23 protein-coding genes are annotated in these 22,496 nt (G+C 70.6%); 11 read left to right on the forward strand and 12 right to left on the reverse strand.

What is annotated here, in order from left to right:
• The first annotated feature begins 7 nt into the window (after window positions 1-7).
• The 3 genes from ITJ62_RS03825 to ITJ62_RS03835 are packed head-to-tail and all read left to right on the forward strand — an operon-like array spanning window position 8 to window position 3,338.
• On the forward strand, window positions 8-1,378 hold the full coding sequence (locus ITJ62_RS03825) for a phosphoribosyltransferase domain-containing protein (protein WP_194599752.1): 1,371 nt from the start codon (window positions 8-10) through the stop codon (window positions 1,376-1,378).
• Window positions 1,375-2,529 carry a cysteine protease StiP family protein gene (locus ITJ62_RS03830; protein ID WP_159453338.1) on the forward strand — a complete coding sequence of 385 codons (1,155 nt, stop codon included), beginning with the start codon at window positions 1,375-1,377 and terminating at the stop codon, window positions 2,527-2,529. Before ITJ62_RS03825 ends, ITJ62_RS03830 begins: the two co-directional genes overlap by 4 nt.
• Window positions 2,526-3,338, forward strand: a complete 813-nt coding sequence (locus tag ITJ62_RS03835) for an HAD family hydrolase (RefSeq protein WP_121293203.1) — start codon at window positions 2,526-2,528, stop codon at window positions 3,336-3,338. Before ITJ62_RS03830 ends, ITJ62_RS03835 begins: the two co-directional genes overlap by 4 nt.
• Before the next feature lie 12 nt (window positions 3,339-3,350).
• Here the strand turns inward: ITJ62_RS03835 and ITJ62_RS03840 are convergent, their stop codons facing one another.
• Genes ITJ62_RS03840 through ITJ62_RS03850 form a run of 3 tightly spaced genes read right to left on the reverse strand, consistent with a single transcriptional unit; the run spans window position 3,351 to window position 5,544 of the window.
• Window positions 3,351-4,589, reverse strand: coding sequence for a molybdopterin molybdotransferase MoeA (locus tag ITJ62_RS03840; RefSeq protein ID WP_194599753.1), 1,239 nt, complete (start codon window positions 4,587-4,589; stop codon window positions 3,351-3,353).
• A complete protein-coding gene (locus tag ITJ62_RS03845; protein WP_194599754.1) occupies window positions 4,586-4,858 on the reverse strand; it encodes a DUF6457 domain-containing protein in 273 nt (90 codons plus the stop codon). The genes ITJ62_RS03840 and ITJ62_RS03845 overlap by 4 nt, the downstream gene beginning before the upstream one ends.
• Window positions 4,855-5,544 (reverse strand): molybdenum cofactor guanylyltransferase, encoded by a 690-nt coding sequence (locus tag ITJ62_RS03850; protein ID WP_194599755.1) that lies wholly within the window; start codon window positions 5,542-5,544, stop codon window positions 4,855-4,857. The genes ITJ62_RS03845 and ITJ62_RS03850 overlap by 4 nt, the downstream gene beginning before the upstream one ends.
• Window positions 5,545-5,637: 93 nt before the next feature.
• On the opposite strand from ITJ62_RS03850, the gene fdhD reads away from it, so the two are divergent.
• Entirely contained in the window at window positions 5,638-6,516 is an 879-nt protein-coding gene (fdhD, locus tag ITJ62_RS03855) for a formate dehydrogenase accessory sulfurtransferase FdhD (protein ID WP_194599756.1), read from the forward strand.
• The gene (locus tag ITJ62_RS03860; RefSeq protein WP_194599757.1) at window positions 6,513-8,804 is read left to right on the forward strand and encodes an FdhF/YdeP family oxidoreductase; all 2,292 of its coding nucleotides are present in this window, start codon (window positions 6,513-6,515) and stop codon (window positions 8,802-8,804) included. Before fdhD ends, ITJ62_RS03860 begins: the two co-directional genes overlap by 4 nt.
• A 40-nt stretch (window positions 8,805-8,844) precedes the next feature.
• Here the strand turns inward: ITJ62_RS03860 and ITJ62_RS03865 are convergent, their stop codons facing one another.
• The 4 genes from ITJ62_RS03865 to ITJ62_RS03880 all read right to left on the reverse strand — a co-directional run bounded on the left by ITJ62_RS03865 (window position 8,845) and on the right by ITJ62_RS03880 (window position 12,080).
• The gene (locus ITJ62_RS03865) at window positions 8,845-9,105 is read right to left on the reverse strand and encodes a hypothetical protein (RefSeq protein WP_064295852.1); all 261 of its coding nucleotides are present in this window, start codon (window positions 9,103-9,105) and stop codon (window positions 8,845-8,847) included.
• 90 nt (window positions 9,106-9,195) lie between these two features.
• Complete coding sequence (locus ITJ62_RS03870; protein ID WP_194599758.1) at window positions 9,196-10,140, reverse strand: alpha/beta fold hydrolase; 945 nt, start codon at window positions 10,138-10,140, stop codon at window positions 9,196-9,198.
• Between the two features lie 209 nt (window positions 10,141-10,349).
• Window positions 10,350-11,546, reverse strand: coding sequence for a hypothetical protein (locus tag ITJ62_RS03875; protein WP_194599759.1), 1,197 nt, complete (start codon window positions 11,544-11,546; stop codon window positions 10,350-10,352).
• 132 nt (window positions 11,547-11,678) lie between these two features.
• On the reverse strand, window positions 11,679-12,080 hold the full coding sequence (locus ITJ62_RS03880; protein ID WP_194599760.1) for a cupin domain-containing protein: 402 nt from the start codon (window positions 12,078-12,080) through the stop codon (window positions 11,679-11,681).
• A gap of 132 nt (window positions 12,081-12,212) precedes the next feature.
• Here ITJ62_RS03880 and ITJ62_RS03885 point away from each other — a divergent pair, with 132 nt between their 5' ends.
• Complete coding sequence (locus tag ITJ62_RS03885) at window positions 12,213-13,106, forward strand: DUF808 domain-containing protein (protein WP_194599761.1); 894 nt, start codon at window positions 12,213-12,215, stop codon at window positions 13,104-13,106.
• Window positions 13,107-13,130: 24 nt separating this feature from the next.
• Here the strand turns inward: ITJ62_RS03885 and ITJ62_RS03890 are convergent, their stop codons facing one another.
• Both ITJ62_RS03890 and ITJ62_RS03895 read right to left on the reverse strand, forming a co-directional pair.
• Window positions 13,131-13,625: a GNAT family N-acetyltransferase gene (locus tag ITJ62_RS03890; protein ID WP_194599762.1), complete on the reverse strand. Its 495-nt coding sequence runs from the start codon at window positions 13,623-13,625 to the stop codon at window positions 13,131-13,133.
• A gap of 118 nt (window positions 13,626-13,743) precedes the next feature.
• Window positions 13,744-14,082: a DUF4333 domain-containing protein gene (locus tag ITJ62_RS03895; RefSeq protein WP_194599763.1), complete on the reverse strand. Its 339-nt coding sequence runs from the start codon at window positions 14,080-14,082 to the stop codon at window positions 13,744-13,746.
• Window positions 14,083-14,186: 104 nt separating this feature from the next.
• Here ITJ62_RS03895 and ITJ62_RS03900 point away from each other — a divergent pair, with 104 nt between their 5' ends.
• On the forward strand, window positions 14,187-15,083 hold the full coding sequence (locus ITJ62_RS03900) for an alpha/beta hydrolase fold domain-containing protein (RefSeq protein WP_194599764.1): 897 nt from the start codon (window positions 14,187-14,189) through the stop codon (window positions 15,081-15,083).
• A 73-nt stretch (window positions 15,084-15,156) separates the two neighbouring features.
• Here ITJ62_RS03900 and ITJ62_RS03905 read toward each other — a convergent pair whose 3' ends face one another.
• Window positions 15,157-15,468: a metalloregulator ArsR/SmtB family transcription factor gene (locus ITJ62_RS03905; RefSeq protein ID WP_194599765.1), complete on the reverse strand. Its 312-nt coding sequence runs from the start codon at window positions 15,466-15,468 to the stop codon at window positions 15,157-15,159.
• A 65-nt stretch (window positions 15,469-15,533) separates the two neighbouring features.
• On the opposite strand from ITJ62_RS03905, the gene ITJ62_RS03910 reads away from it, so the two are divergent.
• Window positions 15,534-16,424 carry an NAD-dependent epimerase/dehydratase family protein gene (locus ITJ62_RS03910; protein ID WP_194599766.1) on the forward strand — a complete coding sequence of 297 codons (891 nt, stop codon included), beginning with the start codon at window positions 15,534-15,536 and terminating at the stop codon, window positions 16,422-16,424.
• Here ITJ62_RS03910 and ITJ62_RS03915 read toward each other — a convergent pair whose 3' ends face one another.
• Complete coding sequence (locus ITJ62_RS03915) at window positions 16,425-17,468, reverse strand: LacI family DNA-binding transcriptional regulator (protein WP_194599767.1); 1,044 nt, start codon at window positions 17,466-17,468, stop codon at window positions 16,425-16,427.
• Between the two features lie 182 nt (window positions 17,469-17,650).
• On the opposite strand from ITJ62_RS03915, the gene ITJ62_RS03920 reads away from it, so the two are divergent.
• Window positions 17,651-20,089 carry a glycoside hydrolase family 2 TIM barrel-domain containing protein gene (locus tag ITJ62_RS03920; RefSeq protein WP_194599768.1) on the forward strand — a complete coding sequence of 813 codons (2,439 nt, stop codon included), beginning with the start codon at window positions 17,651-17,653 and terminating at the stop codon, window positions 20,087-20,089.
• Between the two features lie 19 nt (window positions 20,090-20,108).
• Here ITJ62_RS03920 and ITJ62_RS03925 read toward each other — a convergent pair whose 3' ends face one another.
• Window positions 20,109-20,720, reverse strand: a complete 612-nt coding sequence (locus ITJ62_RS03925) for a TetR/AcrR family transcriptional regulator (RefSeq protein ID WP_194599769.1) — start codon at window positions 20,718-20,720, stop codon at window positions 20,109-20,111.
• A gap of 162 nt (window positions 20,721-20,882) precedes the next feature.
• On the opposite strand from ITJ62_RS03925, the gene ITJ62_RS03930 reads away from it, so the two are divergent.
• Together ITJ62_RS03930 and ITJ62_RS03935 are read left to right on the forward strand one after the other, a co-directional pair.
• Window positions 20,883-21,914, forward strand: a complete 1,032-nt coding sequence (locus ITJ62_RS03930) for a zinc-binding dehydrogenase (RefSeq protein WP_228497811.1) — start codon at window positions 20,883-20,885, stop codon at window positions 21,912-21,914.
• The gene (locus ITJ62_RS03935) at window positions 21,911-22,453 is read left to right on the forward strand and encodes a cysteine hydrolase (protein ID WP_194599770.1); all 543 of its coding nucleotides are present in this window, start codon (window positions 21,911-21,913) and stop codon (window positions 22,451-22,453) included. Before ITJ62_RS03930 ends, ITJ62_RS03935 begins: the two co-directional genes overlap by 4 nt.
• Window positions 22,454-22,496 lie beyond the last annotated feature (43 nt).

Below are 22,496 nucleotides of genomic sequence, written 5' to 3' on the forward strand. Positions count from 1 at the left end.
CGGTTTCGTGCGCAACGCCGTCGGCATCGGCCTGCGCTCGGACGCGTCCCGGAGCCTGATCCCGGTGGAGGACCTCGTCGGTCTGGCGCTCCGCGACAACCCCAAACGCGCGCAGCTGCTCGTGTCGACCGTCCTCGCCAAACACGTGCCGACCGTGCCCGGACTGGCACTCGCCGCCGGCGAACTGCTCGGACTGCTGGTGCGGAGCGCGCTCGACGGCAGCGATCCGGAGACGGCTCCGTTCGACACGGTGGCGCAGCTCCTGGCCCGTCGGGAACGGCCGGATGCTGAGGGTCTTGTCGCCCTCACCGCCGTGCGCGAGCACCTCGCCCAGCTCCGCGATGCAGCCCCAGCGGCCGGCCCGGAGCTCGTGACCGTCGGTTATGCCGAGACGGCGACCGGGCTCGGCCACATCGTCGCCGACGCGCTCGGCTCGCCCTACCTCCACTCCACGAGGCACGAGGCGGACGTGCCCTTCACGCCGTTCGAGGAAGAGCACTCGCACGCGAGCGACCACCGCCTGTACCCGAGCGACCCCGCGTGGGCCATGGTCGGCGGCACCACGGTGCTCGTCGACGACGAGCTGAGCACCGGACGCACCGTGCGCAACACGATCACCGCGCTGCACGCCACCACGCCGCAGGCGCACTGGGTGGTCGCGGGCCTCATCGACCTCCGTTCGGATGCGGACCGGCAGCGCTTCGACGACCTCGCCGACCGCCTCGGCACGCGGATCACCGTCGTGGCGCTCGGCGTGGGTGCCGTCGACCTTCCGGAGGACGTCCTCGCCCGCGCGCGAGCGGTCATCGACGCTGCACCGGCCGCATCGGTCGCGGGATCGACCGCTGCCGGCGACGTCGTCGTCGTGGACGCCTCCGGCCTGCCGCCCGTGCGGAGCGCGCGCTTCGGTGCGCCAGGACGCCTGGACGACGCGGTGACCGCCGCGATCGCCGACCGGGTCCTTCCGGAGCTGCCGGACGGCGAGGTCGTGGTGCTCGGCTCCGAGGAGTTCATCGCGGTACCGCTGGCCGTCGCCGACCACCTCGACCGCACGCGCGGAGCGACGCGCTTCTCCACCACCACGCGATCCCCCATCGCCGTCATCGACCGTGACGACTACGCCATCGCGAGCGCGGTGTCCTTCACCAGCCACGACCGCACGATCGACGGCTTCGGACCCCGCTTCGCCTACAACCTCTCCCGCGGTGGCTCACGGTTCGCGGCGGTGGTCCTGTTCCCGGAGCCGGGCGCCGACCGCGAGCTCCTGCTCCGGCCCGACGGCGTCGTCGAGGCGCTGCGGACCGCCACCGACCACGTCATCGTCGTCCTCCTCTCCGAATCCGTCCCGACCCCAGCCGAATGGAACCCCGCACCGTGACCATCGACGCCGCCGCCCTCCCCGAGCCGCTCACCGGACCGGACTTCGGGTCCTACGACGCCTCGGAGGTGCGCTGGCTCCTGACCGACCTCGGCGACACCCGCCTCGAGGCCGACGCCTCCGAACGCGAGGCCGCGATCCAGAGCGGTCGCGCGCACTACGCCGAGTCGCTGCCCATCGAGTACCTGCCCTCCCCCGAGTACGAGGAGCTCTACCGCGACGCCCTCGCGCGCTCGAGCCGACGCCTCGCGGTGGCCGTCGGCGTCGTCACCGACCTCGTCCTGGCCTCCCGCGCGAACCGGCCGGTGCTGGTCTCCCTCGCCCGCGCCGGAACACCCATCGGGATCCTCATGCGTCGCTGGGCGAAGGAGGTCCGTGGGATCGACGTGCCGCACTACACGATGAGCATCGTGCGTGGGGTCGGCGTCGACGGGACCGCGCTGCGCTACCTTGCGGCGCACCACGACCCGGAGCAGATCGCGTTCGTCGACGGCTGGACCGGTAAGGGCGCCATCGCGCGCGAACTGACGGCGGCGCTGGAACTCTTCGCCGAGACCGACGGCATCCGCTTCTCCGACGAGCTGGCGGTCCTCGCCGACCCCGGACACTGTGTGCCCGTCTACGGCACCCGCGACGACTACCTCATCCCCTCCGCGTGCCTGAACTCCACCGTCTCCGGCCTCGTGTCCCGCACGGTGTACAACCGCGAGCTGCTCTCCGACGACCAGTTCCACGGCGCCAAGTTCTACCGCGAGCTGAGCAGTCACGACGTCTCCGGCGCCTTCCTCGACGCGGTCTCCAGCCGCTTCGCCGAGGTGGTCGACGACGTCGCCGCGGGTGTGGAGGAGGCCTCGGCGGCCGATCGCGAACCGAGCTGGATCGGCTGGGAGGCCGTCGAGCGGATCCGGGAACAGTACGACATCCCGACCGTGAACCTCGTGAAGCCCGGTGTCGGCGAGACCACCCGCGTCCTGCTCCGCCGGGTGCCGTGGAAGGTGCTCGTGTCGCCGGACGCCCTCGACGACGTCGCGCACGTGCTCCTGCTCGCCGAGCAGCGCGGTGTGCCGGTCGAGGTCGTGCCCGGGTTGCCCTACAGCTGTGTCGGGCTCATCAACCCGTTGAGCGACGCCGCGGCGGGAGACGCCCAGTGAGCGCCCTCGTCGCCTGCGACCTCGACCGCACCCTCATCTACTCACCGAAGGCGTTCTGGCTCGAGACGCCAGACCCCGAGGCGCCGTCGATCATCGTCTCGGAGCTCTGGAACGGTGTGCCGATCTCGTTCATGACGCGCGAGTCGGAGCGCCTGCTGATCGAGCTGCGCTCGCAGGCCGTGTTCATGCCGGTCACGACGCGCACGGTGGCGCAGTATCAGCGGGTCCAGCTGCCGGGCGGCGCACCCGCGTACGCGATCACGAGCAACGGCGGCGAGATCCTCGTCGACGGCGTCCCGGACGCCGACTGGCGCGACCGGGTGCGAGCGCACCTCACCGACCACACCGCTCCGCTCGACGAGGCACTCGCGCGCTTCGAGGAGTTGGCGTCGCCGACCTGGATCCTCAAGACGAACGTCGCGGACGCGCTGTTCTTCTACTCGATCGTCGAGCGCGACGCGATCCCGGCGGGCTGGCTCGAACAGGTCGAGCAGGAGTGCGAACGGCTCGGGTGGACGGTCTCCCTGCAGGGACGCAAGCTCTACTGCGTACCCCGGACGCTCACGAAGCACGATGCCGTCAGTGAGGTAGCCCGCCGCCTCGACGGCCCACTCGTGCTCGCGGCCGGCGACTCGCTCCTCGACCAGTCGATGCTGGAGACCGCCGACCTCGCGTTCCGGCCTGCACATGGCGAGCTCGACGACGAGGGCTTCACGATCGACACGCTGACGGTCACCGAGCGGCGCGGCATCCTCGCCGGCGAGGAACTGCTGCAGCTGATGACGGCGGCAGCCGTCCGGGGCCGCTGACCCGAGGCCCGATCACCAGGGCAGGTCGAGACTCGGTACCAGGCCGCCCGCGGCCGCGCCGGAGCCCGGGCACACGAGCACGCCGTCGGCGTCGGCGAGCCCGCGGAGCATGGCTGCCCCGTGCCATGGCGTCGGCTCCGCATGCGCCGTGGCCGAGTCGGGATCGTGCACCGAGCGGTACGGACGCAGGACCGTCCCGGAACGGACCCCGTCGACGGGCGAGGCGAGCACCGCCGGTCGCAGGGCCGGGAGCTCGAGTCCCTGGAGGCCGGCGAGCACCGGGTGCACGAGCGTGAGGACGCTGAGCAGTGCGGCGAGCGGGTTGCCGGGCAGCCCGACGAACAGGCGGCCGTCCGGCAGCCGCGCGAGCAGCGCAGGGCCACCCGGGCGGACGTCGACGCCGTCCACGAGGAAGTCCGCTCCGGCGTCGCGGAGCAGCGCTCGGACATGATCGGCGCGGGAGTCGCCGGTACCACCCGTGGTCACGACGAGGTCCCGCTGCTGGCGGGCAGGAGCGCCGACCGCACTCGTCAGCCCGAGGGCGTCCGCCGTGGTGGACGCGTCATCGCCGACACGGACACTGGACGTGACGACGCCGCCGAGCGAGGCGATCACTCCCGGGAGCGATGGACCGAAGCTGTCGCGGACGAACCCCGGGCCGGGCACGCCGCTCGTGACGACCTCGTCGCCCGTGAGGACCAGGCGGACGCGCGGGGTCGGTACGACGAACACGCGGTCGAAGCCGGCGCCGGCGGCGACCGCGAGGTGGACGGGACCGAGACGCGTGCCGGCGTCGAGGACGGTCGACCCCGCGGGTGACTCGGTTCCGGCGGGTCGGATGTGCCGCCCCGACCGCGGCTCACCGCTCGGAGCGGACGGTGCGAGGTGGAGGCGAGCTGATCCCGAGCCGCGCTCGACCACGCCGTGCTCGAGCTGGAGGACCGCCTCGGCGCCCGCCGGGATCAGCCCTCCGGTCAGGACGTCGACCGCGACACCGTCGCCGAGTCCGACCGACCGTGCGCATTCGGCGTCGCCGCCGGTCAGCAGGGTCCACGGGCCGCTCCCGGCCACCGCCCAGCCGTCCATCGCCGAGGAGGCGTAGTGCGGGATCGCTATGGGCGAGACGAGCGGCGCCGCGAGGACGTGTCCGAGGGCCTCGGTGAGCGCGAGCGTGTCGGCGACGTCGGATCGCTGCGTGGCACCCGCCGCATGCGCGATGCTGCGGGCGTCCGACCAGGAGGACCTCGTCATGCGGTCTGGTCCGAGGCGACCAGCCGCTCGACGGCCGCGGTCGCAGCCTCGGCGGCGGCGACCGGATCCGCCCCGCTCGCGAGCGCCTTCCCGACGGCGATGCCGACGAGGTAGGTGGTCAGCGGGGCGGCCGGACGCAGCACGGCGTGCGCGGCCGTGCCCGCGAGTCCGAGGACGGCGTCGATGTCGACCGCGACGTCGCCGAGCTCCAGCTCGGCGGACACCCGGTCGGTCCAGTCGGCGAGGACGGCATGCAGGTCATCGGTCATGGGAGACGCTCCTCAGGGTCGGCGGTCGGCGTGGTGGACGCGGTCGGCGCCGTCGACTCGACGGCGGTGACGACCCCGAGTTCGGTGGCGTCGGCCCAGGTATCGACGTCGGCGGAACCGCCCTCGGGTACGGGCACCTGGCGGAGGACGAGTCCGGCGAGCAGCTGGCGGACGGAGACCCCCGCGAGGTCACCGCTCGGTTGTGACGCCCGGAGTGCGGCGACCCGGCCTTCCAGGGCCTCCCGGCGGTACACGGCGAGCAGCGACTGCTCACGACCGGAGTCGTCCACCGCGACCCAGCCGTCGGTGTCGGTCCCGGCTGTGGCTGTGGCGGTGTCTGTCGCTGCGTCGAGCACCACGGCGAGCGCCGGCGCGGCATCCGGCATATCGCAGGCGAGGACGGCGACCTGCGTGGGACCCTCGGCCGCGACGCCATCACGCAGGGCGTCCAGGCCCGCGGCGATGGCCGCGGCAGGGCCACCGAAGACGGGGCGCTCGCGGACGAAGCGGACCGGAGCGGTCGTCCGGACCTCGGGGCCGACCACGACGACACGGCCGCCGGCCGCCCGCGCAGCATCGATCGCGAGCTGGAGGAGCGTCCGGCCGTCGCGGAGCAACGACGCCTTCGCGACGCCGCCGAGGCGGGAGGACCGCCCTCCCGCGAGGATGATCGCGTCGACGGACATGGCACCAGCCTAAGCCGCGATCCAGCCCCCGAGGCGGCTGCGGATCCGGTGAGGCACCTTGCCCTCGTCCGATGGTGGTGATAGCCATGAGCCATGACTCGCATCACGGCGCGTAGACGCGTCACCCGCATCACGGTGGGACAGCCCGCACGCACCCGCGAGGACGTCCTCGCCGTCGAGGAGCCGCTCGAGATCCGCGTCGGTGGTCGTTCGCTCGCCATCACGATGCGGACGCCCGGCCACGACGTCGACCTCGCGATCGGCTTCCTCGTCTCGGAGGGCGTCATCGGTCGGGGTGACGACGTCCGGACCGCGCGGTACTGCGCCGGCGCGACGGACGAGGGCGTCAACACCTACAACGTGCTCGACGTCGCCCTGTCGCCCGGCGTCCCCGCCCCGGATCCGAGCCTGGAACGGAACTTCTTCACCACCAGCTCGTGCGGCCTCTGCGGCAAGGCGAGCATCGACGCCGTCCGGACGAGTTCGCGGTACTCCGTCGCGGACGACGACTTCCGCCTCGACCCGGCGCTCCTCGTGACCTTCCCCGACCGCCTCCGCGCACGGCAGGCGGTCTTCGAGCGCACCGGCGGTCTGCACGCGGCCGGCCTGTTCGATGCACGCACCGGCGAGATGCTCGTGCTCCGCGAGGATGTCGGCCGACACAACGCCGTCGACAAGGTGGTCGGATGGGCGGCGAAGGAGGGGTTGCTCCCGCTCCGCTCCATGGTCCTGATGGTGTCGGGGCGCGCGAGTTTCGAGCTCACGCAGAAGGCCTCGATGGCCGGCATCCCGATGCTCGCCGCCGTCTCCGCGCCGTCGTCGCTCGCCGCCGAACTGGCCACCGAACTCGGGATGACGCTCGTCGGCTTCCTCCGTGGCGACTCGATGGTCGTCTACAGCGGAGCGCATCGCCTTGACGACCCGGCCGAAGGCTCGGCACCAGCAGCACTCCGGACCGGAGCGAGCGCATGAGCGCCGAACCGCCCGTCGAGGACGTCACGGACGCCGACATCGAGGTCACCCACCCGAAGCACGTCGCCGTCGGCCTGCCCGGCATCCTGCATTCGATGGAGCCCGCCCTCCGGCAACTCGGGCCGAAGCGGACCGCGGAGCTGTTCACCTCGATCAACCAGCGCGGCGGCTTCGACTGCATGAGCTGCGCCTGGCCCGACCCGGACGACCGCAAGAAGCTCGAGTTCTGCGAGAACGGCGCGAAGGCCGTCATCTGGGAGGCGACGCCGGTCGTCATCCCGAGCGCCTTCTGGGCCGAACATTCGCTCACCGATCTCGCCGACAAGTCGGAGTACTGGCTCGGCATGCAGGGTCGGCTGTCGGAACCCGTCTACAAGCCGGCCGGTTCGGACCACTACCGGCCGGTGAGCTGGGACGAGGCGTTCGCCATCGTCGGCGAGCAGCTGCGCGGTCAGGAGTCCCCTGACGAAGCCGTCTTCTACACGAGCGGCCGCGCGTCGAACGAGGCGGCCTTCGTCTACCAGCTCTTCGTTCGCGCCTTCGGGACCAACAACCTCCCCGACTGTTCGAACATGTGCCACGAGTCCACCGGCACGGCGCTCGGCGAGGTCATCGGGGTCGGGAAGTCGACCATCCGGTACGAGGACTTCGAGCAGGCCGACCTCATCATCGTCATGGGCCAGAACCCGGGCACGAACCATCCGCGCATGCTCACGGCGCTCGAGGACGCGAAGCAGGCGGGCGCGACGATCGTCTCGGTGAACCCGCTCCCCGAGGCGGCGCTCGAGCGGTACAAGAACCCGCAGACGGTCCGTGGCATGGTCGGGCGCGGCACGGTCATCTCCGACCAGTTCCTGCAGATCCGGCTCGGCGGCGACATGGCGCTGCTGCAGGCGGTCTCGAAGCGGGTCCTGGAGGCCGAGGCGGCAGCTCCGGGGACGATCCTCGACCACGCGTTCCTCGCCGAGCACTGCCTCGGACTCGAGGAGCTGACGGCCCACCTGGCCGACCTCGACGAGGCGGCGGTGCTCGAGGCGACCGGCCTCTCGAGCGAGCAGATCGACGAACTCGCCGAGCGCTACATCGCGTCGAACGCGACGATCGTCACCTGGGCGATGGGTCTGACCCAGCACAAGGCGGCGGTCAACGGGATCAAGGAGATCATCAACCTGCTCCTCCTCCGCGGGAACATCGGCAAGCCGGGCGCCGGTGCGTCGCCGATCCGCGGGCACAGCAACGTGCAGGGCGACCGGACGATGGGTATCTGGGAGCAGATGCCCGAATCCTTCCTCGCTGCAATGGAGCGCGAGTTCGCGGTCCCGATGCCGCGGGAGCACGGGGTCGACGCGGTGAACGCGATCCGAGCGATGCAGCGGGGCGAGGTCCGCACCTGGATCTCGCTCGGCGGCAACTTCGTCGCGGCGATCTCCGACACCGCCGCCGCCGAGGCCGCGATCCGCGGAACGCAGCTGTCCGTGCAGATCTCCACGAAGCTCAACCGCTCACACGCGGTCACGGGCGAGGCGGCGATCATCCTGCCGACCCTCGGGCGGACCGAGATCGACCTGCAGGTGAGCGGACCGCAGATGGTCAGCGTGGAGGACTCGGTGTGCGCGGTCCACGCCTCGCACGGCCGCATCCCGCCGGCAGCGCCCGGTCTGCTCTCCGAGGTCGCCATCATCACCCGACTCGCGCGTGCGACGCTCGGTGAGGACTCGGGCATCGCCTGGCAGGCGTTCGAGGACGACTACGACACGATCCGCGAACACATCGGACGGGTCGTGCCGGGCTGCGAGGGGTACAACGAGCAGATCCGCCGCGAGGACGGCTTCGTCCTGCCGAACGGACCGCGGGACTCCCGCACGTTCACGAACCCCGAGGGTCGCGCCCTGCTGACGGTCAACGAGCTCGAACCGATCCACTGCCCGCCCGGTCGGCTGCTCCTGCAGACCCTGCGCTCACACGACCAGTTCAACACGACGATCTACAGCCTGAACGACCGGTACCGCGGCATCAAGAAAGGCCGGAACGTCGTCTTCGTCAACCCGGACGACCTCCGCGACCTCGGCTTGGAGGACGGGCAGACGGTGGACGTCTTCAGCGAGTGGGCCGGGCAGCCGGATCGGGAGCTCCGCGGTTTCCGCGTCGTCTCCTACCCGACCGCTCGTGGATGCGCCGCGGCGTACTTCCCCGAGGCGAACGTCCTCGTCCCGCTCGACTCGACGGCCGACCGCAGCAACACCCCGGTCTCGAAGGCGATCGTCGTACGGTTGCAGCCGGCCGCCTGACAGCCGGAGCGACGTCGGCCCGGGCGATGGTCTGAGCGGCTCATTCGTACGCTCGGAGGAGCTGCCAGCGTCCGCGCGCGGCGTCGAGTCGGATGTCGAAGACGAAGGACCGGCCGTCTGCAGCGGTCGCCTGGAACCGCCAGGCGGGGGTCGCCGCGGGCGGATGGGTGACGAACGAGACGTTCGGCTCGAGCGGGGTCGGGGTGTCGGTGACGAGGTACCGGGCTCCATCCCAGAACAGTCGCTCCGGCACGCCTGCCGGCGTCGTCCAGACCGCGATCTCGGTGCTCGTGATCAACATGCGTGGCCTCCCATCGTTCGAACATACGTTCGATAGAGAGTGAGCCTAACCCGACATCCGACGACACGCCAGCCCGGATCGGCCGGGGATTCAGTCTCCCGGCGTGTCGGCGAGGAACCGCTTGATGTCCTCGCCCATCACCGTCGCCTCGGTGTGGTGCAGGTAGTGGCCGCCGTCGAGGCGGACGAGTTCACCCCGGTCGACTCCGGCGAGCTGCTCCTCGTGGAGGGGCACCCAGTCGGAGAGTTCCGGGTCGTCGCCGACGACGAACATGAGGATCGGCAGGTCGGCCGGGAACGCTTGGGACCGGGCCGTCTGGAAGTTGCCGGGCGTGTGGGCGATCTCGTCGAGCAGCGTCGGCGACATCGCGTTGCGGTTCGTCAGGATCGCGAGTTGGCGCTTCGTGGCGTCGTCGTACGGGAGGCACTCGTACGGGCCGGGCGCGATGGCGGTGAGGAGGCGGAGGATGCCGAGCGCCTTCAGCGTGTCGACGCCGTCGGTCGGCGTCGGCTCGTCGCTTCCGGGCTGGGTCGGGACGCTCGTGTCGATCCCGATGAACGCCGTCACCTCGGCGCGGAACCGCTCCAGATACTCGAGGGCGTAGATGCCGGCGATCGAGTGTCCGGCGAGGACGTAACGGTCGATGCCGAGGTGCTGCAGGGCGGCGTGCACCTCGCCGGCGATGTTGGCCGAGGTCCGGGGCACGTCCGTCTGATCGCTGAGGCCGTAGCCGAACGGCTCGACGACCACCACCCGGTACTGGTCGCGGAGCTCGTCGACGAGCGGCTCGAAGTCGAGGCCGGGTGCCGCGGTTCCCTGCCCGGGCAGCAGGACGATCGTCTCGGCGCCGGAACCACTGATGACGACGTTCATGTCCTTGCCGTCGACGTCGACCAACTGCCCGTAGGGCTGCAGTTCGCTCGCTTCCGACGAACTCGCGACGGCGTTCACGATGGTCGTCGTCGCGAGGGCCGCCGCGACGAGGCCGGCGATCGTGGCGATCGAGATCAGTGGAACCTTCAGGAGCTTGCGCATCGTCACCCATCGTGAGGAGTCGGCGGCGGGCGGTCGCACCGCGCCGATTCCATACTCACGGAGCGAGCGCATCGCCACATCCGCCGCTGGGCGAGGACGTCCCCGACGTGGCTACGCAGTTGTGCGCAAGCGAAGCGAGGCTTCGAGTGCGACCGACGACGGAGCCGGCTGGAAGCGGTCGACTTCCAGCCGGCTCGTGGTCGGTTCGTCTACTCGGCGGGCGGCGGGCTCTGCGGCTGCTGCGGCTCCGTCGGCTGCTTCGGTTCCTGCGGAGGACGGGACTCCTGCGGACGCTGCTGGTCCTGCTGTTGAGGCACGGGCGGAACCGGCGACGACGGGACCTGCGGCTGCGGAGGCCCCCACTGCTGCGGCGCGGGCTGTGCCGGAGCAGGCTGCCCGGGCGCGGAGCCCTGCCAGGACGGCGTGGGCCACTGCTGGCCCGGCTGCTGCGGGGCGGGCTGCCCCTGGTACGGCTGCCCCTGGTAGCCCTGCCCGGGGTGCCCCTGCCCATACTGGCCGGGGTTCAGCTGGCCGGGGTTCAGCTGGCCGGGGTTCAGCTGGCCGCCATACGGCTGCTGCTGCCCCTGGTGCGGCTGCTGCGGGTACGGCTGCCCCTGGTAGGGCTGCTGCGGTTGCTGTCCCGGGTAGCTCTGCTGTCCCGGGTAGCTCTGCTGTCCCGGGTAGCCCTGCTGCCCTGGGAAGCTCTGAACCGGGTAGCCGGGTGCGGCCTGCTGGTAGACCTCCGGACGGTACGGCTGCTGCCCGTAGGACACCCGCTCACCCTCCGGCTTCGGCGAGAACGCCCGCACGATTACGGGGATCACGGCGGAGATCGCCGCAGCGAGTGTCGTGGCCGCGGCGATGCGCCACCACCAGTCCGCCCAGGTGCCCTCGGGGAACGCCATGGGCAGCACGAGCACAAGGACCGTGGCGATGATGAGCGCGATCGTCACGATGCCGGTGGCCCTGACCACGGTGGACGTGGCGCGGGTGACGAAGTGGAGGAAGTACACCTGGATGATGATGAGCGCCAGACGCACGATGATGAGGATGCCGAGGAACAGCATGATCTGCGTGGACCAGACGAACCCGTCGGAGGTGTTCGGCGGCTGGAGCCATCCGTTCCACAGCTTCAGGAGGCCGACGGTGACGAGGAAGATGTTCACCAACGTCGACACCGCGAGGTACCACTTGTTGGGTCCGTGGCCGGCTGCGGCGTCGAGCGACACGGCACCGACGAAGGCCGCGAGCAGCAGCAGCGTGAGCCAGACCCGCCCGGCGATGTCGGCCTGATCGCCGACGATGATGAAGTATCCGCCGATGATCGCCGCCGCGACGAGCGTTCCGATCGTCAAGGTCAGCGCGAGCACGGCCGACCGTGAGCGGCGCGGTGTGGTCTCGACCATTCGAAATCCCCAATCTGTCGTGAGTGCCAACAGTACCGGGGTGGCAACCTCGTGGAAGGGAGGCCTCCCTACCTCTGGGGAGGACTCCCGCTTCTCCACAGCGGAGAAGCGGGGTCGCGGTCGGGCAGTCGGTCAGGGGCGGTGGTAGTCGGCTTCGGCGACGTGCTCGAGCCAGGTGGTGCTCATCGCCGGGTCGTCCGCCTGTTCGAACATCGCGAGGTGCTCCATGTAGTCGTCGGGCGTGGCTCCGTGCCAGTGCTCCTCGCCGGGTGGGGTGTAGACCGTCTGACCCGGCCGGACGACGAGAACGGCGCCGTCGCGCGTGCCCATGAGGGCGACTCCCTCGGTGACGTGGAGGGTCTGCCCGTTGGCATGGGAGTGCCATGCGGTGCGGGCGCCGGGGAGGAACCGCACCTTCGCGACCATCATGTGCTGGCCGTCCTGCTGTGGCGCGGCCAGCAGGTCGAGGTAGACGTCGCCGGTGAACTGCTCGGCGGGGTTCTTGATCGTCGCGGGTTTCGGTTGGATCTGCATACGGACGACGCTACGGCCGTGCACGTCGGCGAGGGAGTGTCCAGCAGTACACCCTTCGGCGATCGCGACAGTACTGTGGACTCCGTCCCCGCCGAGCCCGCAGCGGTGTGACCCCGAGCCAAGGAGAAGCACATGTCGGTCGGCCTGCTCGCCGTTGTCGATGACATCCTCAGCGCAGCCCTCAAGGCGAGTGCGAAGACCGCCGGCGTCGTCATCGACGATGCGGCCGTCACCCCGCAGTACGTGCAGGGGCTCACCCCCGCTCGGGAGCTGCCGGTCGTGTGGCGGATCGCCCGCGGCAGCCTCATCAACAAGTTCGTCATCATCATCCCGATCGCCCTGCTGCTCACGGCGTTCGCCCCCTGGGTGCTGCCGTTCCTCCTCATCATCGGAGGCACCTACCTCTGCTTCGAGGGCGCGGAGAAGGTCATGGAGTGGTTCGGCATGCACCACGCCGAGGCGGAGCAGGACGTCCGCGACGAGAAGAAGCTCGTCTCCGGGGCCGTCCGCACCGACCTCATCCTCAGCACGGAGATCATGCTCATCTCCCTCGCCAGCCTCGACTCGGGGCTCGGCATCTGGATGACGCTGGGCGCCCTCCTGGTCATCGGCCTCGTCATGACCGCGGTCGTCTACGGCGCGGTCGCCCTGCTCGTGAAGATCGACGACATCGGACTCCGGCTCATGAAGAACCCGTCACGCGGCGTCCGCCGCACCGGCGCACGGATCGTCGCGTCGATGCCCGCGGTCTTCCGCGTCATCAGCATCGTCGGCACGGTCGCGATGCTCTGGGTCGGCGGCCACCTCGTGATCGCGAACCTCGCCGAGACGTTCTGGCACGGCCCGTACGACCTCCTGCACGTCGTCACCCACGCGATCGAGGCCGCCGGACCGGTCGTCGTCTGGATCGCCGACACCGCGATGTCCGCCGTGTTCGGACTCGTCCTCGGCCTGATCGTCGTCGCGATCGTGACCGGGATCTCGCGCCTGCGGTCACGGAACCAGCCCGCGAAAGCTGCCCACTAGCGGAGACAGCCGCGCTGCCGAGCGTCAGCGGAGCGGGCGGGCGTAGCAGAGCGACATCGGGATGACCTCGTACGGCGAGTAGATCGGGATGGGTTCGTACCCGAGCCACTCGTAGAGCCGCACGGCCTCGGGCTGGCGGTCGCCGGTCTGCAGGATGAGGCGGGACGCCCCCTCGGCACGTGCGGTGTCCTCGACGGCTGAGATCAGCTGCTTCGAGACGCCCCGGCCGCGGTGGCTCGGGAGGGTGACGACGCGCTTGAGCTCCCATTCGCCGTGCAGTCGGCGCAGGGCCGCGTGGCCGACCGGCTCGCCGTCGATGAGGGCGAGGAAGGTCGCGCTGATGTCGGCTGGATCGACGGTGAACGCGGTCAGCGCCCGCTCGGCGTCCGCCGGGTCCCAGTCCTCCCAGGCCGACGCGTACCGGGCGTCCATCTCCTCGTCCATCGCGGCGCGGAGCCGCACGGCCCGCTCGTCGTCCCAGGCGACTCGCTCGATGACGACGGGGTTCAGCTCGGGCATGCGGTTCCTTCTGGACGGGCTGCTGCGGCGCGATCGGCACGTCGACACCGTCTGCCAGTGTCCCACGACGAACGGTCGCCCGAGCCGTCAAGGAAGGGTCCGAGCGCACCGACCGGGATCAGTTCGCGGTGTCGGCGACCTGGACCGCCACGTGGTACTTCGTGCCCTCGACGTCGCTGATCGTGACGACGGCGTCGTACTCGGAGCCGCTCGACGGATCGGTCAGCGTGCAGTCGACGGTGGTGTCGTCGATGAGCTTCACGCGCTCGTCGCCGCAGTCGAGGTCGGGACGGGTACCGACCTGCTCCTCCAGCGCGCCGGCGGCCGTGTCCTCGATGTCCGAGGCCGGCACCGTGAGGCTGGCACTGGCACTGGCGCTGAAACTGCAACCGGCGAGCAGGAGCGAAGCGGGGAGCGCCACGAGGGCACCGATGGGCAGCAGGCGGCGACGGGTCATGCCGTCAGTATGGCGGTGCGGAGGAGACCGGGCGATGGGGACTCCTGCCCAGCCTGCGCTGCTAGCGTGGCGAGCCCCAGGAACCCGTCAACCGCGGAGGCACCGTGCTCACCATCCCAGGCGTCGTCGTCGGCCCCGCGCTCCGACTCATCCGCGCGAACCGCGCCTTCGTCAGCGAGGCCGGCGCTCGCCGCCGGATCCGGGAGCGCACCCTCCGGCCGGTGTCCTACGGTCCGCCCGGCACCCTCCGCAGCGACGTCCGGGTCGACGTCGAACGTTTCGGAGACTGGCCTGTGTACACCGTGTCCCCCACGCGACGACCGGCGATCGGCGGGGTCGTGTACGCGCACGGCGGCGGCTGGGTCGGCGAGATCGCACCGCAGCACTGGACACTGGCCGCCACCCTCGCGGTGGAGACCGGCGCCGTGGTCACGCTGCCGATCTACCCGCTCGTGCCCTACGGCACCGCGGCCGTGGCGCAGAACGGCGTCGTCGAGCTGGTCCGGCGCAGCATCGAGCGGCACGGGCAGACCGTCCTCGCGGGCGACTCGGCCGGCGGTCAGATCGCCCTGTCGGCCGCGCTCCGACTCAGGGACGAGGGCGTCGTCCTGCCGATGACCACCCTGCTGTCACCAGCACTCGACCTCACCTGGAGCAACCCACGGATCCCCCTCGTGCAGCCGAGTGACCCCTGGCTGGCGACGCCGGGCGGACGCGTGTTCGCGGAGCACTGGCGCGGCGACCTGGACATCACCGATCCGGTGGTGAGCCCACTCTTCGGCGACTTCGCCGGGCTCGGGCCGCTCACGGTCTTGAGCGGGACCCGCGACGTCCTCAACCCCGACGCCGAGTTGCACGTCGAACGAGCCGAAGCGGCCGGCGTCACGGTCGACTACCACGAGGGCACCGGACAGTTCCACGTCTGGGCACTGCTGCCGACCCGCGCCGGACAGGCCGCCACGCAGACGATCGTCCGCAGCGTCACGCGCGGGCTGCGCTGAGTCGCCCGAAACGGCTCGAGATCGCGGCGGAATCGAACACGTTCGGGCGGCTCAGGGCCGGATCGAGATCGAGCTACGAGGTCCGGCGCTTGCGGACCTCACGCAGGACCATCTGCTCCGGACAGACGGTGGACAGGAAGTCGCCCACCGACAGCGCGAGGCGCTCACCGACGAGTGAGTAGAGGATGCGGTTCGCGTCGCGGCGCTCGGAGACGAGGCCGGCCTGGCGCAGCACGCTCAGGTGCCGCGAGATGGTCGGACCGGTGGCGTCGAAGCGTGCGGCGATCTCCCCCGCGGCGAGCTCGCCGTCTTTGAGGTCCTGCAGGATCTGCCGCCGCGTCGGATGAGCGAGCGCGGCGAAGATGTCCGACGCTGTATCTGCCATGTTTGCAATCTAGCACAATTGCGATATACAGTTTCGCTATATTGCTAACAAGCGAAGGAGACAGCATGCGAGTGGCCATCACCGGTGGGACCGGGTTCGTCGGACGGCACCTCGCCGAGCGGCTGCAGCACGACGGACACGAGATCGTCGTCGTCTCCCGACGAACCGGCGTGGAGATCGACGATGTCGAAGCGTTGGCCGCCGCGTTCGCCGACTGCGACGCGGTCGCGCACTGCGCCGGGATCAACCGCGAGCTCGGTGATCAGACCTTCCAGCGTGTGCACGTCGACGGCACCCGGGCGGTCGTGGATGCGGCCCGCCGCGCCGGTGTCGGTCGCATCGTGCTGGTCAGCTTCCTCCGCGCTCGCCCCGACTGCGGCTCCGGGTACCACGAGACGAAGTGGGCTGCCGAGGAGATCGTGCGGGGCTCGGGCATCGCGCACACCGTCCTCAAGTTCGGCATGATCTACGGCGCCGGCGACCACATGGTCGATCACGTCACCAAGGCCGTCCGCACCTTCCCGGTGTTCGCGACCGTCGGCTACCGCGAGCGCCGCGTGCGTCCGGTGCCGGTCGCGGACGCCGTCGACGTCCTCGTCGCAGCACTCGAGGGCCGGGTGTCGGAGCCGACCGTCGCGGTCATGGGCGCTGAGGAACTCGAGCTGGGTGCGGCCGTGCGCCGGATCGCGCACGTGGCCGGACGCCGCCCGCTGTACGTCCCGGTCCCCGTGTGGACGATCCGCCTGCTCGCGCGCGCGACGGAACGCCTCATGAAGACGCCGCTCGTGGCGAAGGCGCAGGCGCAGATGCTGGCGGAAGGAGTGAGCGAGGCGGCCCCACCGGCACCGGAACTCCCTGCGGACCTCCGTCCGTCACGCCGCTTCGACGAGTCCCGGATCCGCGCCGCGCTCCCCGTCGGTCGGTTCACCCTGGCCGACCTGCGGAGGTTCCCCTGATCAGGCGCCGACTGTGGGGCGCGGCCCCGTCGACTCACGTTCGATGAGTGTGGTCGCGAGCTCGAGGTGGTGCGAGAAGGGCTTCTCCCCCGCGTGCAGCCGCAGCAGGGTGTCGACCGCTGCGCGTCCGATGTCGTGCATGGACGTGTGGACCGTGGTGAGGCGGGGAACGGTCAGCATGGCCGAATAGGTGTCGTCGTAGCCGACGACGCTCACGTCCTCGGGGACGCGAAGCCCGGCCCGCAGGACGGTGCGCACGACCGCGAAGGCGTCGGCGTCGTTGGTCGCGAACACGGCGGTCGGTGAATCCGCGCTGGCCAGCATGCGCGCGACGGCGTCCCCGGCAGTACCCATCCCCTCCTCGGAGACGAGGTCCGGATCGAGCGGGATACCGGCCCCGCGAAGTGCTTCGCGGTAGCCGACGGCGCGCGCCCGCAGGCCTGGATTCGCCGGGTTCCCTCCGACGAAGGCGATCCGCCGGTGGCCGAGATCGAGCAGGTGCTCGACCGCCTGCTGCCCGCCGGCGGCGTGGCTCGAGCCGATACTCGCGACCGAGCGGTCGAGCGGATCAGGCGAGTCGACCGCGACGAGCGCGATGCCCGCGTCGAGGCAGGCGTCGACGACGTCGGCGGCGATGGGGGTCGTGACGACGATCATGCCGATCGCACCTCGCGCCGCGACGCCGTCGACGAAGCTGCGGTCGAGCGCCACTTCGTCTCCGGTCGCATCCGTGGAACCGAAGCCGGAGCCGGGCGACAGCACCCGCGTCACGAGGTCGATGTCCGACCGCTGTGCCGCTGCGACCATGCCGTCGAGGACACGGAGGGAGTAGACGCTGTGCAGGGTGTCGAACACGACGTGGATGGTTCGCGGAGCACCGGGGATCGACCGGGATGTCGGGCGGTACCCGAGCTCGCGCACGGCCGTCTCGACCCGGGCACGGGTCGCCTCGGACATGCCCGATCGACCGTTGACCACCTTCGAGACGGTCGCGATCGAGACTCCGGCGCGCTCTGCGATCGACGCCAGCGTCGGACCAGTCATCGGCGTTCGTGCCATGGAGTCCCCTCCCTCGTCCCGCAGCGGGCAGCCGTCGGTCGCGCCCAGCCTAGCGAAACAGTTTCGAGACGACGCGTTGACGACGTCCCGTTGCCTCGCTTACCTTCGGGATCGCGGCGCACGACGCCGAAAGACTTTCGCCACCCCGATCTGCACTGGAGCACGTCATGACCACCATCCCGTTCACCGGCGACTGGATCGTCCGCGCACCCCGAGGCCCGTTCGCCGCCGTCCAGGGCGGTGTGGACGACTCGCGAGCCGTGACCCTCCCGCACGACGCCCTGCGCGATGCCGAACGTTCGCCGAATGCAGTCGCCAAGGGCGGGGCCGCCTACTTCCCCGCCGGCGCGTTCAGCCAGGTGAAGACCTTCGAAGTCCCCGCCGAGTGGTCCGGTCGCATCGTCCGGCTCGAGATCCAGGGCGTGTTCCGACACGCGATGGTGTATCTCAACGACGAGTTCGCCGGCAATCGTGCCGACGGCTTCGCGCGCTTCTTCGTCGAGCTCACCCCGTTCCTCCGCTTCGGCGAGACGAACACGCTGCGCATCGAGACCCGCGCAGGGCAGGACTCCCGCTGGTACGCCGGAGCCGGCCTGCACCGGCCGGTCCTCCTGCACGTCGACGAACCCACGCACGTCGAGCCCGACGGTGTCCGCATCACGACGATCCGGGTCGAGGACGACCAGGCGGTGCTCGAGGTGGCGACGACCGTCGTCAACCGGGGTCTCACCAGGAGTGCACGCATCCTCGCGACGGAACTCGCCGGCCCTGACGGGAGCGTGGTCGAGGGCGAGCGCACGCCGGTCACCGTCGCGCCAGGCGGTAGCGCGCTCATCCGCCAGCGCCTGTACGTGCCGGACGCAGCCCTGTGGAGCGTCGACTCACCGGCGCTGTACTCGGCGAGAACCTCGCTCGAGGTCGACGACCGACCCGCCGACGAGACAGCCGTCGTCCACACGGTCCACGGCATCCGCACGGTCACCGTCGACCCGCGCAAGGGTCTCCGCATCAACGGTGAGCCGGTACTCCTGCGCGGGGCCTGCATTCACAGCGACAACGGTCCGCTCGGCGCAGCGTCGATCGCGCGCGCCGAGGAACGGCGTGTCCAGCTCCTCAAGGACGCCGGCTTCAACGCGATCCGCGCGGCCCACAATCCGGCGTCGCCCGCCATGCTCGACGCCTGCGACCGCATCGGCATGCTCGTCATGGACGAGGCCTTCGACATGTGGGGCCGGGGCAAGACGGACAACGACTACTCCCTCGACTTCGCGCAGTGGTGGCGGGCCGATCTGGAGTCGATGGTGGCGAAGGACATGAACCATCCGAGCGTGATCATGTACTCGATCGGCAACGAGATCGTCGAGGTCGGCACCCCTCACGGTGCGATCCAGGCGCGGGAACTCGCCGAGCACGTGCGCTCGTTGGATCCGACACGACTCGTGACGAACGGCGTGAACGCGACCCTGGCCGTGCTCGACGATCTGGACGGCATCATGGCGTCGGACCAGGGGTTGAACGAGCTGATGGGCGAAGCGGGCGCGAACATGATGAGCCTCATCGGTTCCTCCGACGCCGTCACGACGAGGACGGAGGAGTCCAGTGCGGCGCTCGACGTCCTGGGTCTCAACTACGCGGACGGCCGCTACGCGAGCGATGCCGAGCGGTTCCCGCACCGCGTGATCGTCGGCTCGGAGACCTTCCCGACCCAGATCGGCGACCTCTGGCCGCTCGTCGAGGCGAACCCGAACGTGATCGGCGACTTCACCTGGACCGGCTGGGACTACCTCGGCGAGGTCGGCATCGGTGCGACCTCTTACGCTGAAGACCCGGAGGCGAACGGTGCACTCGAGCGCGAGTTCCCGTACCTCACCGCGTGGTGCGGCGACTTCGACATCACCGGCTGGCGGCGGCCGGTGTCGTACTACCGGGAGATCGTCTTCGGCCTGCGGTGCGAGCCGGCGATCGCGGTGCTCCGACCGGAACACCACGGGCACACGATCACGATGCAGTCGCCGTGGGCATGGAGCGACTCGGTCGACTCCTGGACGTGGCCCGGCTTCGAGGGCGCGCCGGTGACGGTCGAGGTGGCCGCCGACGCCGACGAAGTGGCCCTGCTGCTCGACGGTGTCGAGGTGGCGCGCGGGCCGGTAGGTGGACGCCGGCCGAAGCTCGCCGAGTTCGAGACCGTCTACCGGCCGGGCACGCTCGAGGCGGTCGCGTTCCGCTCGGGCGCGGAGGTCGGCCGCACTGCGCTCGACTCCGCCACCGGCCCGACCAGGCTCGTGGTGACCGCCGACCGGACCACGCTCCGCGCCGACGACACCGATCTCGCCTTCATCGCGATCGAGCTGCGTGATGCGGCCGGCGTCCTGGTCACCGGCCCCGACCGCGAGGTCTCGGTCAGCGTCGCGGGGGCGGGTCGGCTCGCGGGCTTCGGAAGCGGCACCCCGAAGACGACCGAGCGCTTCGACGCGACCACGCGCACCACCTTCGACGGACGGGCGCTGGCGATCGTCCGGCCGAGCGGGGCCGGCGCCATCACGGTGACGGTGAGCGGTGCCGGCCTCGACGACGTCGTCGTCGACCTCGAAGCGGCGACCTGCTGATACCGCGTCATCGCGGACCTCAGGACGCCGCCGAGCCGTCGTCGAGGTTCAGTGCGCGGGTCATGGCGTCGATGAGTTCGGCGCGCAGCACATCGGTGGGCACCTCGTCGAGCGCGGCGAGGGACCCGGCCGCCATGATGCCGCCACCCGCGAAGCCGAAGGCGATGCGACGCCCGACGGTCGGATCGGGCCCCAGCAGGAGGCGGTCGATCCGCGCGATCTGCCGTCGGTAGGGCTCGTGGTCGTCGAGCGTACGGACCATCGCCGGATCGAGCCGGACGACGGCGGCGATACCGCGCTCGTCGATCACCAAATCGACCAGCCCCTCGATGACCGCGGCCACGGACGCCGGCTCATCGAGCGCCTCCGCCCGGTCGGCGATGGATCGCAGTCGCTCGATGATCGGCTCGGCGACCGCGAGGACGATCGCCTCCTTCGAAGAGAACTGGTGGTAGACCGCCGCTTTCGTGACCCCGAGACGGTCCGCGATCGCCTGCAGCGACGTCGCGCTCACCCCCTGCTCGGCGAACAGGCCTGTCGCCGCGTCGAGGAGTCGCGCACGCCCCTGCCCCCGGGGTGAGCGACGGCGCGGAGGGGGCGCGGAGCCGTCCGCATCACTCGGAGCCGCCATGGTCCACCTCCGGGTCCGGTCGAGAGCTCGTCCCTCGACGGTAGCCGAGAATTCGCCGGCTGGTGTTGCACTAAGTAGCCGATCGGCTAGTTTGTTCTCATCGACCCGAGTGGGTCGGACACGATGTCGCGGCGAACGACCGCGGTCGATGAAGGAGACGAGATGGTGGAGATGCAATCGGTCGTGGTGACCGGGCCCGGGGCGTACGAGGTACAGACGATCGACCGCCCGACGCCCGGCCCACGGGACGTCCTTGTGCACGTGCGCGCGTGCGGCATCTGCGGATCCGACGGCTTCTACGTGTCGATCGGGGGCATTCCGCCTCGACAGGGCGCGACCCCGCTCGGGCACGAGGTCGCCGGTGAGGTCGCCGAGGTCGGATCCGAGGTCAGGGGGATCGCCGTGGGCGACCACGTCGTCGTGAACCCCATGGCGGCACCGACCGGCATCATCGGCAACGGCGGCGCGACGGGCGGGCTCTCCGAGTACCTGCTCATCGAGGAGGCCGTCCTCGGCACGAGCCTCGCGGTCGTCCCACCCCACATCCCCTTCGAGGTCGCGGCCCTCAACGAACCGATGGCCGTCGCCCGCCACGCAGTGAACCGCGCGGACCCGCGACCGCAGGACCGCGTCGTCATCTTCGGCGCCGGGCCCATCGGCCTCGGCGCCCTCATCGACCTGACCCTGCGCGGCGTCGCAAGCGTCGTCGTGGTCGACGTGCAACCGGGCCGACTGCAGAAGGCACTCGAGATCGGCGCCGACGCGGTCATCGACTCGTCGCAGGAGGACGTCGCCGCCCGACTCATCGAGCTCCACGGTGACGCGCCGCTCCGGCCCGGCGATTCGCGTCCCGGCTCGGACGTCTACATCGACGCCGCCGGTGTCGGCGCGGTCATCGAATCCGTCCAACGGCTCGCGAAGCGTGGTGCGCGACTCAGCATCGTCGCGGTGCACAAGCGGCCGGTCGAGGTGGACTTCGGAGCACTGCTGTCGACGGAGCTCACCATCACGATGGCGATGGGGTACCCGACGGAGATCTTCGAGGTCACCGACGACATCGTCACCGCCTGGGAGCGCTACGGCCGCATCATCAGCGACCTGGTGCCGTTCGAGCGCGTCGCCGAGGCGATCGCCCTCGCGACGACCCCGGGTGCCGCGGACAAGGTCGTCGTGACGTTCGGCGATGCGGAGTGAGCACCGACGCGCGAACCACGAGCCGCTCCGCCCTGGTCGTCCTCGATCTCCAGCTCGGCACCACAGTGGGGCCGAAGGCGCACGCGATCGACGAGATCGTGCCACGGGTCCGTGAACTCGCCGACCTCTTCCGGTCCCGCGGCCTGCCGGTGGTGTGGGCCACCGTCGACGGCACGCCTGCGGGACGCACGAGCCACGGAGCCGGTGGACGGATGTTCCCCGACGGATTCGCGCAGCTGGTCGACGGCCTCGGCGCCCAGGATGGTGACCGCCACCTCGTCCGCCGCAGCTGGAGCGCCCTCGCTGCGCCCGACGTCGACCACGAACTCCGAGAGGTCGGCATCACCGAGGTCGTCATCGTCGGTATCGCGACGAGCTTCGGCGTCGAGTCGACGGCGCGCCAGGCGTACGACCTCGGGTACGACGTCGTCATCGTCGAGGACGCCGTCACGGACAATACGATCGAGGCGCACGAGCACAGTATGACGCGGGTCCTCCCCGCACTTGCCCGGATCATCCGTGCGTCTGACCTCGGCTGAGTCGCCCGGATCTGCACGGGATCAGGCGGAGATCGTGCAGATC

The organism is Plantibacter sp. VKM Ac-2876 (genome assembly GCF_015350715.1).
GTDB classification, from domain to species: Bacteria; Actinomycetota; Actinomycetes; order Actinomycetales; family Microbacteriaceae; genus Plantibacter; species Plantibacter auratus.